Raw genomic sequence first — 11,509 nt, 5'->3', positions numbered from 1 at the left:
CCAGCAAGGATGAGCATCCCGAGATTGCTATACTAGCACCACTTACTGCCCACAGAGGGACATCAACCTCGACCACTCCTTATCCAGAATAGAGATACGATTATGAAAAAAATTCGCTGGGGCATTCTCAGTACCGCCAAAATCGGCCGCACCAAAGTGATTCCCGCACTGCAAAGCTCCACACACAACGACGTAATTGCCATCTGCTCAAGAGATGCTCAAAGTGCGCGTAAAGCCGCCGATGAATTAGGTATTGCCCGCGCTTACGGCAGCTACGAAGAATTGCTTGCTGACCCGGATATCGATGCCATCTACAACCCGCTGCCCAATCATTTGCATGTGGATTGGTCAATTAAAGCCCTGCAAGCAGGCAAACATATACTGTGCGAAAAACCTTTGGGCTTAAATGCTGACGATGCCCAGCGTTTGCTCGATGCCGCCAAGGCACATCCGCACCTTAATGCCATGGAAGCCTTTATGTATCGCTTTCATCCGCGCTGGCAAGCCGCCAAGGCCTTGATCGACTCTGGCCGCATTGGCAAGTTACTCACCTTGCATTCGCATTTTTCTTACAACAATCGTGAATCAGCGAATATCCGCAACCACGCCGATATGGGCGGTGGTGCATTAATGGATATTGGCTGTTACTGCATTTCCCTGTCGCGCTGGTTATTCAATGCCGAGCCGACACAAGTGGTGGGACAAATTACGCCCTACGAAGATTATGAAGTGGATTGTTTTGTCTCAGGCATTTTGGAGTTTGATCAAGGCAGCGCCACGTTTACTGCCTCTACCAAAATTGAGCCTCATCAATACATGGAAGCTTACGGTGAAAAAGGCAGTATTTTGCTGCCCGTGCCGTTCAATCCAATCAGCGATAGCGCTACAGAAATTCACATCAAACACAACGGTGAAAACGAAATTATTGCGATTGATTCCAGCGATCACTATCGCGAAATGGTCGACGCTTTTGCGCGCAGCATCATCAATAAGGAGCCGGTGCCTACACCGCTGACAGATGCAATCAACAATATGCGCGTTATCGATTCCGTGTTTGCCAGCGCCGCCGAAGGCCGCTGGGTGGAGCTTTAATTGCTCAACGATTTTTTAACTTAATATGCAGGTACAAACATGCAGACACAAAAACCACGCATTGTTGTTGTCGGTGGTGGCGCAGGCGGACTTGAGCTAGCCACCAAACTGGGTAATAAACTCGGACGCAAAAACAAAGCGGAAATCACCCTGATCGATCGCAATACCACGCACTTGTGGAAGCCGTTGCTCCATGAAATTGCCGTGGGCACTATGGATGAAGATGTGGATGCCGTGAGCTATCGCGGTCATGCCAATGCGCACCACTTTTTCTTCCGCGTAGGCACCATGATTGATTTGGATCGTGAGCAGCGGGAAGTAGTATTAGCGCCCATGCGCGACGAAGAAGGCGTAGAGTTTTTACCCTCCACACGCATCCCTTACGATTATCTGATTATCGCACTCGGTTCCATCTCCAATGACTTCAACACTACCGGTGTAAAAGATCACTGTTTATTTTTGGATAGCCCAACCCAGGCACATAAATTTCACACCAAGCTGCTCAATAAATTTTTGCGCATCCAACGCATTGCCGGTGAAGACGATAACGTGCGCATTGCGATTGTGGGCGCAGGTGCAACTGGCGTAGAACTGTCCGCTGAATTGCATCACGCGGTGCATGAAATTCACAACTATGGTTTTAACGCGGTTTCCAACGAACACCTGCACGTCACCTTGATTGAAGCTGGCCCGCGCATTTTGCCCGCGCTGCCCGAACGTATTTCCGGTGCTGCGCACAGTGAATTGGTAAAAATAGGTGTGGATGTAAAACTCAACACCATGATTACTGCTGCATCAAATGAAGGTTTGCACACCAAAGATGGTCAATTAATTTCCGCCGATATTATGGTCTGGGCCGCAGGTATTAAAGTGCCAGACTTTATGGCCAACCTCGCCGGTTTGGAAACCAATCGTATCAATCAACTGCATGTGAATGAATTTTTGCAAACCACCCGCGACAGCACGATTTTTGCGATTGGCGACTGCGCACAATTTACCAATCCCGATGGCAGCCGTGTGCCGCCTCGCGCGCAATCGGCGCATCAAATGGCGAGCACCTGCTACAAAAACATTATCGCCCTGCTCAATAACAAACCCTTGCAGGCCTACAAGTACACCGACCACGGCTCACTCATTTCATTAGCAAGTTATTCCACCGTCGGCAACTTAATGGGCAACCTGAGCAAAGGCAGCATGTTCATTGAAGGCCGCTTGGCACGCATAGTGTATATCTCGCTATACCGCATGCACCAAATCGCCATTCACGGTTTGATTCGCACCGGCCTGATTATGCTCGGCGGAAGGTTGAATCGCTGGTTAAGACCGCGCTTAAAATTGCATTAATAACCCAAATCCCTCCCAACCTCCCTTTGCTAAAGGGAGGGGTTAGAACCGCACTTCGCTTTTAGCCCCCCTTTGAAAAAGGGGGCCAGGGGGATTCGCTGTTAACTGAGATAAAAAAACTTCACAACACCACCCGCATCACATTCACCTGACGCCCACCCAATTTCGTGCGGCGTACAATTTCCCAGCCGCGCTTTTGGTAGTAATCGGTGTAGTCTGTTGCTGAGAGCCAGAGTTCTTCCAGCCCCAAATCCAGTGCGTAATTTTTTGCAGCGTCGATCAAACTGTTGCCTATACCTTGCTGACGGAATTCGTCCTGCACAAACAAATTGCTTAACCACACCGGACTGGCGCTGGTGACTTTGGGCATGCGTTCGCTGCTGCGATAGGTGTAATCCACCAAACTGACGCAACCAGCCAGATGATCGTTTTGCAAGGCGATAAGGGTTTTGGGGATAGTGGTTTCGCGCACATGTAATACCAAGCGCTGTTGGCGCAAGGCAAGGGTGGACTTTAACCCTTGGCGCTCGCACTCCTGATGATGCCAACGCGCGACCTGGGCAAAGAATTCCGGTTTGGATTCCAGTGCACAAAGTCTGAGACCAAGGTCTTTTTTTACCGCAGATAATTTCACAATCGTCACTCGAAGCGCGAAAAAATAGCACCGCTGTATTTACAGCATAGCCATGTAGAAGTGGGACAACCGCCAGAGACAAAAAACTCCCGGCTAGCGGGAGTTTTTTACGCACCGGTGAAAATAGGATTTAGCTGGTCTTTGTTTCACCAAACCATTTCACATCTTCCCCGTGTGCCTGCTTGTCGGCGTGGTAAGACGAGCGCACCAAGGGGCCGCAGGCGGCGTGTTTAAAGCCCATCTCTTCCGCCAGTTGGGTGTACTCGGCGAATTCATCCGGGTGCACAAAACGCTCTACGGGCAAGTGGTCTTTGGAGGGCTGCAAATACTGGCCAATGGTGAGCATGTCGATGTCGTGCTCACGCATGTGTTTCATTACTTCGATGATTTCTTCTTTGGTTTCACCAAGCCCGACCATTAACCCGGATTTGGTTAATACATCGGGGCGGCGCGCTTTGTATTGTTTGAGCAACTCAAGCGACCATTCGTAATTCGCACCGGGGCGCGCCTGACGATACAAACGCGACACGGTTTCCATATTGTGGTTGAACACATCGGGCGCTTCTTTTTCGAGAATATCCAAAGCGATATCCATGCGCCCACGGAAATCCGGCACCAATACTTCCACTTGTAGTTTAGGGCTGAGCGCGCGGGCTTCGCGAATACAGTCGGCAAAATGCTGGGCGCCACCATCGCGCAGATCGTCGCGGTCAACCGAGGTGATCACCACATATTTCAAGCGCATTTCGGCAATCGCTTCCGCGAGTTTGCGCGGCTCCTGTTCATCGAGCGGATTGGGTTTGCCGTGGCCCACATCGCAGAAGGGGCAGCGACGGGTACAAATGTCGCCCATGATCATGAAGGTCGCCGTGCCGCCACTGAAGCATTCACCCAGATTGGGGCAGTTAGCCTCTTCGCACACGGAGGAAAGTTTGTTTTTACGCAGGATGGATTTGATGCGATCCACTTCCGGCGAGGCGGGAATACGCACACGAATCCAGTCAGGTTTGCGCTGGGTTTCGTCGCGGTCACTGGCGATTACTTTGACGGGAATACGCTCGACTTTGTCGGCATCACGCAGCTTTTCACCCTGTTTGTAGCGCTCGGTACGTTTGACCGGCTGCAGTTCGGGGACAAAAGTAGATACAGGTGGCAAATCAGACATAAGCGGCTCTTTGCATTTTTCCGACCCAGATTGAGGCACTGAGGGGGTCGGGTAAGGGATTGTGAGACTGTCGGAGACAGGGATGTCGACGACAAGCCCCCATGGATGGGTTTACGGCGTGTCTCACAAGCCCTTACCCGGCGCCCGATCAGTATTAATTGGCGCGCATTGTACAGGTTTCATAACCCAATTTCCGCGCAAATTCTGCGACAAGTTGGGTTTGAACATCCGCCAATGCGGGCGGATTGGGTAATAAATCGCTCATTTGGGTCATGGCCAAGCCCTGATAACCACAGGGGTTGATGCGCTGAAAGGGCGCTAAATCCATCGCTACATTGAGCGCCAAGCCGTGAAAACTGCAGCCGCGCCGCACTCGCAGCCCCAATGAGGCGATCTTATCGCCATTTACATACACACCAGGCGCATCCGCCTTGGCGGCAGATTCAATGCTGTAGTACGCGAGCGTAGCGATAATAGTTTGCTCGATACGTGTCACTAACTCACGCACCCCAATGTTGAGGCGGCGCAAATCCAGCAACGGGTAAGCCACCAACTGGCCGGGTCCGTGATAAGTCACCTGCCCGCCACGATCCGTTTGTACTACCGGAATCTCGCCGGGAAACAGCAGGTGTTCGGCTTTGCCGGCCTGCCCTTGGGTAAATACGGGCGGGTGTTCTACCAGCCACAGCTGATCGGGCGTTTCCGGCGTGCGCTGGTTGGTGAAATCGGTCATGGCTTGCCAACTGGCTTGATAATCCTGCTGGCCGAGGTTGATCACCTCCAAAGTCGCGGGAACAGCCAAGTTACATCACCATTTTAATGCTGCGATTAATCCGCAGGTCTTCGTGAATCGCCGTCAGTTGCTCAACGCCGGTAGCGGTAATCCACACAGTTAATGAGTTGTAGCGGCCTTTGCTGCTTTCTTTGATGGTGATGCGCGTCTGATCAAAACCGGGCGCGTGGCGCTCCATAATTTCTATCACATAGCTATGCAGATCCGGCCCTGCCTCACCCAGCACTTTGATGGGGTAGTTTTCGCAGGGGAATTCAATTTTGGGGGGCTGTTGTTCGGACATAAGCTCGATCCTGAGTATTCTCGGCTATCGACACATCACGCAAACGACAGCCTCGGTGAGTAGGGGTAAAAACTGACGCGAATTATAGCCTCTGTATGGGGGCAAAATCCCCATTCACAAGCTCTGAAAAGCAGTTTTGGCTATTCAGATATAGGCTTATCCGCTATGCTCGCGTCAGTCATTAGCGCTCAAAAAGAATAACTTTTGCGCCACTCCACACCGTCCTGTCGCCGCCACCGGTGCTATGCAGGCAGGATAAAGGATACGTAAAAAGGATCGCCAACCTTGGAATCATCGCCCTACCACGTTAGTTATACACCCGCTCACGTACTACTCGATACCCGCCACGCCATTGAAACCCCTGAAGGCGCGCTGCTGCCGCTTACGCCTGCTGGATTTATGGTGCGCTGCATGGCGCAATTGATCGATATCATTATTCGCGCTGTGATTACGCTGGCTGTTTTTATCCTGCTCTCCCTGCTCGGCAAAATGGGAACGGGCATAGCGCTGATTCTCGCGTTTTTACTGGAGTGGTTTTACCCGGTATTTTTTGAGGTGACACGCAATGGCCGCACACCCGGTAAAAAATGGCTGGGGATTCGGGTGGTGAACGACGATGGCACGCCCATTTCTTTTGGCCCCTCGCTATTGCGCAACCTGCTGCGTGTTGTTGATTTCCTGCCCATGCTTTACCTCACCGGCATTATTACCAGCCTGTGCAATCGCCAATTTAAACGCCTGGGCGATTTAGCCGCCGGCAGCATGGTGGTGTACGACGCGCCCGCCACCCAACACACCGACTTTGCAGTACGCGGCCAACGGCCAGTACCGGCAGACTTCTCCACCGATGAACAGCGCGTGCTGCTCGCTTTTGCCGAGCGCAGCAATTATTTATCCGCCGAACGCCAGGCCGAACTCGCCGCACTGCTTGTACCAGTGATCGGTGCGCAAGACCCGGTCACCCGTATTAAACAAATGGCCAACACTATGGTCGGAAAACACTAAGCCGCCATCTGTGCAATATGGTCAAGGAATAAATAGCCGATGAAACAAGGGCAATTTGAACAAACCTATCAACCGCTGTGGGAATTGCTGGAGCAGCACATTATTGCGCTGGAAAGCCCCCAACATTCATTGTCCGGCGACGAACTGGCCAGCTTTGCCAGTCGCTATCGTCGCCTCTGCCATTTGCATGCACTGGCAACAGATCGCCATTACTCCAGCCATTTGGTCGACAAACTGGGCGACTTGGTGGTGCGCGGTCATCAACAGCTTTATCGTCGCAAGCAGCCGTTTATGCAGCAACTGATCAGTTTTGTAGTCGCAGGTTTTCCGCGTTTGGTGCGCGCGCAACAATCCTATATTTGGTGGGCGAGCGCGCTCCTTTATGTGCCGGGCCTGATTATTTATATCGCGATTTTGTGGCAACCGGATTTGGTCTACACCATTACCCCGCCCGCACAGGTCAGCAGCTTTGAAGAAATGTACGATCCGCAAAACCGCACCTTGGGTAGCGCGCGCGAATCCGATACCAATGTACAAATGTTTGGCTTTTATATTCGCAATAATATCGGCGTGAGTTTTCGCACCTTTGCCTCCGGCATTTTATTTGGCGTCGGCTCGATTTTTTTCCTGGTCTACAACGGCTTATTAATGGGCGCAGTGGCAGGACATTTAACCAATGCGGAATTCACTCAAACTTTTTTCAGTTTTGTAGTGGGCCACGGCAGTTTTGAATTAACGGCGATTTGTATTTCCGGCGCCGCCGGTTTGAAGCTTGGTTATGCATTACTCGCGCCGGGCAACCTCACGCGCACCGAATCGCTAAAACGCGCCAGCAAAATTGCGATTCAATTAATTTACGGCGTGATCATCATGCTGGTGATCGCCGCGTTTATTGAAGCCTTCTGGTCATCCAACAATATGTTATTGCCCCGGCAAAAATATCTGGTGGGCGGATTTTTATGGGCACTGGTAATTGGCTATCTGGTATTTAGTGGCCGCCGGTTGGACACTCGCCTGCAAGGAAAGCCGCAATGAATCTGGATCAGGTTACGCTGGAAATTCGCCCACGCTCCGCGTGGGAAGCGGTGGATTTAGGTTTGCTCATGGCCAAACGCTGGTGGCTGCCTATGATGAAAGTCTGGCTACTCGCTAGCGCGCCATTTTTTGCCTTGGCTCTACTCATACCCGATCGCTATTTGTGGGTCGCATTTCTTGCGCTCTGGTGGTTTAAACCACTTTACGAACGCCCGCTATTGCATATTCTCAGCCGCGCCGTATTCAACGAATTGCCAACAACCCGCAATACCTTAACACTGTTTCCACGGCTCGCGCGGCAACAGCTATTTATGAGTATGACGATTCGCCGTTTCAGTCCCACACGCGCCATGGACTTGCCCGTGTTACAACTGGAGGGGCTGGCCGGTGCACAGCGTCAAACACGTTTGTCCGTTTTGCACCGGGAAGATTCCGCACCAGCGGGCTGGCTCAGTTTTATCGGGCTGATGCTGGAAATCTTTTTAGCCATCGGCATGATGAGCCTTATCTGGTCGATGATTCCGCGCGAGCTTGAAATTGAATGGGCCAATTTATTTTTTAACCAAGAAAATACGCAATTACCTTATTTACAACTGGCGCTGTGGTATTTGGCTCTGGGCTTAACGGCGCCCTTTTATGTCGCCTGTGGTTTTGCACTTTATCTCAATCGCCGCGTAAAACTCGAAGCCTGGGATATAGATATCGCCTTTCGCCGTATTGCCAACAAACGCAGCGCAACACCAGTCTCACTACTGGCCGCCATTACGCTGGGCCTATGTTTATTGGCTGATTTACCAAACCCGGCTTATGCCGATGATCCACTACCAACCATGGAGTCTACGCAAGAGCCATCTGACAGCCTCTCACCGGAATTACTCGACCAACCACTGGGTGACTATCAGGACATTAATCGCGAACAAGCGCACAAGGCGATTACCGGGGTAATGCAACAAGCGGAATTCAGTCGCAAAGAAACCAAACGCACGCTCACGTTTATAGAAAAAGAAGAAGAGAGTTGGCTCCTTGAATTTCTTGATAAACATTTTGGTGATTATTTTGACACGCTTAAGGATTTCAAAGGCTTTGGATTTTTCGCCAGTGGCTTGGAAATACTCTTATGGTGTGCCGTGCTATTGCTTATTGCGCTGGTAATTTACCGCTATCGCCATTGGCTCTCGGCGCAATTTGTCCGCGTTGCTCCTAACAAAGTACCACGCACAATGCCACAAACCCTGTTCGGTATGGAGGTAACAAAAGAATCCCTACCGGACGATGTCAGCACCTGTGCCCTTCAACTTTTACAACAAGGCAATAGCCGCGCAGCGCTCGCTCTGCTATACCGCGCCAGCTTGTTTCAATTAATTTATAAAGGCGCCGATATTCACGAAGGCCATACGGAAGGCGAATGTGTGCAGCTAATGCGCGAGCTGGTGAATCATATTCCTGCCGCACAACAGCAAACACTGCAACAACAAATTCTTTATTTTGCCGAGCTGACCCGTCATTGGCAGCAACTTGCCTATGGCCATCAATTACCGGAATTTGCGCTGGCGGAGCAGTTGTGTTTGCAGTGGAATAGTTGCTGGCTGTCACACACCACACCAGTATCATCAGCTACTGGCAAGGCAGGTGCACAATGAGTAAAAAAGCCTTGTCTTTGCGTCAAATTATTATTTTGCTGGCGTTTGCCGCCGTGGTGATTGCCGGGATCATTTATTGGGCCATCAGCAACTTTCGTTGGGAAGAAAAAGAGATCGATCATGGCTATTCCCGCGAAGCCCAACAAAATGATTTTCTCGCCGCCGAACTATTTTTGCGCAAACACGGCGTGCAAGCTACCAGCGTTAAAAACCTCAGCCTGCTTGATAACCACCACTGGCGTAATATTCCCTTGGGGCAGGACGATACCATCGTACTGATTAATGCCAATAAAACCCTCACCCAGGAACGCTATGACCGCCTATACGAGTGGATTGAAAACGGCGGAACCCTAATCACTTCCACACAGAATCCCTTTATCGGTTCCCACACCAATGAGGAGGATTTACTGCTACGCGATTTTGGTATCACCCCCGCCGCTGATCATGTGCCGGATTTAGCACAGTCATTGTTTGACGCTTTTGATAACAAGGATGACGAAGACGAGGAGCAAGAGGAATCAGAAGAAGACTCAACCGAAGCGACTGATAGCCAATATGCTGAGCCGTTATCCAAGCAAGAAGATAAAAAATCCACCGCTAAAAAAACCAAAAAAGAAGATAAGCCGGAAAATTATTATCGCTGTAACCTGATGGATGAACCGACCGAAATCGCATTTGCCGATGAGGAAAAACCACTGCGTTTTGACTTCAGCCGTTACGATCCCTTTTTTTATCAGGGCGAGGATAATTACGAAAGTGAATCAATAGTAGAAAATGAAATACCTACAGAGGATGCAGCAAACACAACGGAAGGCAGTACAGTAGAAGAAAGAACAGAAGATAACAACGAAAATACCGACAATACAGAAACATCACACATGCTGTATTTTGACGTTGGCGCTGGCGGTATCACGATTACCAGTGACAATACTATTTGGAGTAACCGCCGCATTGACTGCCATGATCATGCCTATGCACTCTGGAGCCTTGCCAATCACAATGGCCGCGTGTGGTTTTTAATCAATCAGGACGCGCCCTCACTCGTCGCCATCGTATGGCGCAATGCGCCCTATGGTGTACTGGCAGCCTTGCTTGCGCTATTGCTGTGGCTCTGGGCTAAAAGCCAACGCTTCGGCCCCGTATTCGCCAGTGAAACCCTTGCGCGCCGCAGTTTGGCTGAACACATTTTTGCCAGTGCAATGTTGCTTTGGCGCAACCAGCAACATCCACAATTACTCGCCCTACTGCGCCAGCACATTTCCACTCGTTTGCTACAACAGCATCCGCACTTGTTGCACGCCAGCCAACAAGAACGCAGTGTATTTTTACAGGAACTAACCGGTATCGAGCTCGCTGCAATTCAGCGCGCACTCTATGCCGAGGATGTGCATCAACCACAAGACTTTGCCAACGCCATCACCCATTTGCAAACCATCAGGAAGCAACTATGACCGAGTCAATCCACAGCAGTGAAAGCGTCGATATCAATTTACAAAATGCTGAACATACGCAAGATATCACCACCAATCCAGCAACAAGTGCCGATGAAAACCTGCAGCAGCGTTTGCAGCAAGCGAGCGCGCTGGCCAATAATTTATTAAACGAAATAAAACGCGTATTAATCGGTCAGGACGCCATTATCGAACAGGTATTAATTGCGCTTATCGCGCGCGGCCACGTATTAATTGAAGGCGTTCCCGGGCTGGGAAAAACTCTGCTGGTGCGCAGCCTGGCAAAATGTTTTGGCGGGCAATTTTCGCGCGTTCAGTTCACCCCGGACTTAATGCCCAGTGATGTCACGGGTCATGCCATGTTCAATATGGCCAAACAGGAATTTGAAATTCGCAAAGGCCCGGCCTTTACCAATTTATTACTCGCCGATGAAATTAACCGCGCCCCGGCCAAAACCCAGGCGGCACTGCTGGAAGTTATGCAGGAAGGACAAATTACCATTGAAGGGCAATCCTTTAAAACCGGCGAACCATTTATGGTATTAGCCACCCAAAACCCGGTTGAACAGGAAGGCACTTACCCGCTGCCCGAGGCAGAGCTGGATCGTTTTATGTTGAAGGTGATTATCGATTACCCGAGCGAAAACGATGAACAGTTAATGCTGCGCCAAGTCAGCTCGCAAGCGCAAGGCGGTTTTGGTCTGGAACATATTCGCACCCTGTTAAAACCGGCACATGTATTAAACCTGCAAAAAATCGCCGAGCAAATTACGGTGGACGAACAAATCTTGCAGTACGTAGTAAAACTGGTACGCGCCACCCGCAGTTGGTCCGGCATTGCTCGCGGCGCTGGCCCACGCGCCTGTATCGCGTTACTCGCCGCCGCGCGCGCCTACGCATTAATCAGCAACAACACCTTCGTCACACCCGACGACGTGAAAAAAATGTTTATTCCCGCCCTGCGCCACCGTATTTTGTTATCACCGGAATTGGCGATTGAAGGCATAGCCGCCGAGCGGATATTGCACAATATTTTATTGCAGGTTGATGCACCGCGAGATTGATTT

The 11,509-nt window shown here is 50.7% G+C and carries 11 protein-coding genes; 7 read left to right on the top strand and 4 right to left on the bottom strand.

The features are described 5' to 3' along the window. Positions 1 to 102 precede the first annotated feature (102 nt). Together B0D95_RS19735 and B0D95_RS19730 are read left to right on the top strand one after the other, a co-directional pair. On the top strand, positions 103 to 1,092 hold the full coding sequence (locus tag B0D95_RS19735) for a Gfo/Idh/MocA family protein (RefSeq protein WP_078045469.1): 990 nt from the start codon (positions 103 to 105) through the stop codon (positions 1,090 to 1,092). A gap of 39 nt (positions 1,093 to 1,131) precedes the next feature. Continuing rightward, positions 1,132 to 2,436, top strand: coding sequence for an NAD(P)/FAD-dependent oxidoreductase (locus B0D95_RS19730; RefSeq protein ID WP_078045468.1), 1,305 nt, complete (start codon positions 1,132 to 1,134; stop codon positions 2,434 to 2,436). A 121-nt stretch (positions 2,437 to 2,557) separates the two neighbouring features. On the opposite strand, the gene B0D95_RS19725 is transcribed toward B0D95_RS19730, so the two are convergent. The 4 genes from B0D95_RS19725 to B0D95_RS19710 form a co-directional block, all read right to left on the bottom strand. Further along, positions 2,558 to 3,070, bottom strand: coding sequence for a GNAT family N-acetyltransferase (locus tag B0D95_RS19725; protein ID WP_078045467.1), 513 nt, complete (start codon positions 3,068 to 3,070; stop codon positions 2,558 to 2,560). A gap of 130 nt (positions 3,071 to 3,200) precedes the next feature. Then, positions 3,201 to 4,235, bottom strand: coding sequence for a lipoyl synthase (lipA, locus tag B0D95_RS19720; RefSeq protein WP_078045466.1), 1,035 nt, complete (start codon positions 4,233 to 4,235; stop codon positions 3,201 to 3,203). 154 nt (positions 4,236 to 4,389) lie between these two features. Beyond that, positions 4,390 to 4,968, bottom strand: coding sequence for a lipoyl(octanoyl) transferase LipB (gene lipB / locus B0D95_RS19715; protein ID WP_246841800.1), 579 nt, complete (start codon positions 4,966 to 4,968; stop codon positions 4,390 to 4,392). Positions 4,969 to 5,038: 70 nt separating this feature from the next. Beyond that, positions 5,039 to 5,311: a YbeD family protein gene (locus tag B0D95_RS19710; RefSeq protein WP_078045464.1), complete on the bottom strand. Its 273-nt coding sequence runs from the start codon at positions 5,309 to 5,311 to the stop codon at positions 5,039 to 5,041. A gap of 285 nt (positions 5,312 to 5,596) precedes the next feature. Here B0D95_RS19710 and B0D95_RS19705 point away from each other — a divergent pair, with 285 nt between their 5' ends. The 5 genes from B0D95_RS19705 to B0D95_RS19685 are packed head-to-tail and all read left to right on the top strand — an operon-like array spanning position 5,597 to position 11,506. Next, the gene (locus B0D95_RS19705; RefSeq protein WP_078045463.1) at positions 5,597 to 6,316 is read left to right on the top strand and encodes an RDD family protein; all 720 of its coding nucleotides are present in this window, start codon (positions 5,597 to 5,599) and stop codon (positions 6,314 to 6,316) included. A gap of 39 nt (positions 6,317 to 6,355) precedes the next feature. Beyond that, complete coding sequence (locus B0D95_RS19700) at positions 6,356 to 7,351, top strand: stage II sporulation protein M (RefSeq protein ID WP_078045462.1); 996 nt, start codon at positions 6,356 to 6,358, stop codon at positions 7,349 to 7,351. Beyond that, the gene (locus B0D95_RS19695; protein ID WP_078045461.1) at positions 7,348 to 8,991 is read left to right on the top strand and encodes a DUF4129 domain-containing protein; all 1,644 of its coding nucleotides are present in this window, start codon (positions 7,348 to 7,350) and stop codon (positions 8,989 to 8,991) included. Before B0D95_RS19700 ends, B0D95_RS19695 begins: the two co-directional genes overlap by 4 nt. After that, entirely contained in the window at positions 8,988 to 10,442 is a 1,455-nt protein-coding gene (locus B0D95_RS19690; protein WP_078045460.1) for a DUF4350 domain-containing protein, read from the top strand. Before B0D95_RS19695 ends, B0D95_RS19690 begins: the two co-directional genes overlap by 4 nt. Then, positions 10,439 to 11,506 carry a MoxR family ATPase gene (locus B0D95_RS19685; RefSeq protein WP_210403652.1) on the top strand — a complete coding sequence of 356 codons (1,068 nt, stop codon included), beginning with the start codon at positions 10,439 to 10,441 and terminating at the stop codon, positions 11,504 to 11,506. The genes B0D95_RS19690 and B0D95_RS19685 overlap by 4 nt, the downstream gene beginning before the upstream one ends. Positions 11,507 to 11,509: the final 3 nt, after the last annotated feature.

Source organism: Cellvibrio sp. PSBB023, from assembly GCF_002007605.1.
GTDB lineage: Bacteria > Pseudomonadota > Gammaproteobacteria > Pseudomonadales > Cellvibrionaceae > Cellvibrio.
This window is presented reverse-complemented; position numbering and strand designations above follow the sequence as displayed.

Excerpts from the sequence above, each read along its gene's own strand:
- lipB (WP_246841800.1), bottom strand. The coding sequence starts at position 4,968 with ATGACCGATTTCACCAACCAGCGCACGCCGGAAACGCCCGATCAGCTG.
- B0D95_RS19690 (WP_078045460.1), top strand. The coding sequence starts at position 8,988 with ATGAGTAAAAAAGCCTTGTCTTTGCGTCAAATTATTATTTTGCTGGCG.
- lipA (WP_078045466.1), bottom strand. The coding sequence starts at position 4,235 with ATGTCTGATTTGCCACCTGTATCTACTTTTGTCCCCGAACTGCAGCCG.
- B0D95_RS19710 (WP_078045464.1), bottom strand. The coding sequence starts at position 5,311 with ATGTCCGAACAACAGCCCCCCAAAATTGAATTCCCCTGCGAAAACTAC.
- B0D95_RS19700 (WP_078045462.1), top strand. The coding sequence starts at position 6,356 with ATGAAACAAGGGCAATTTGAACAAACCTATCAACCGCTGTGGGAATTG.
- B0D95_RS19685 (WP_210403652.1), top strand. The coding sequence starts at position 10,439 with ATGACCGAGTCAATCCACAGCAGTGAAAGCGTCGATATCAATTTACAA.
- B0D95_RS19730 (WP_078045468.1), top strand. The coding sequence starts at position 1,132 with ATGCAGACACAAAAACCACGCATTGTTGTTGTCGGTGGTGGCGCAGGC.
- B0D95_RS19695 (WP_078045461.1), top strand. The coding sequence starts at position 7,348 with ATGAATCTGGATCAGGTTACGCTGGAAATTCGCCCACGCTCCGCGTGG.
- B0D95_RS19735 (WP_078045469.1), top strand. The coding sequence starts at position 103 with ATGAAAAAAATTCGCTGGGGCATTCTCAGTACCGCCAAAATCGGCCGC.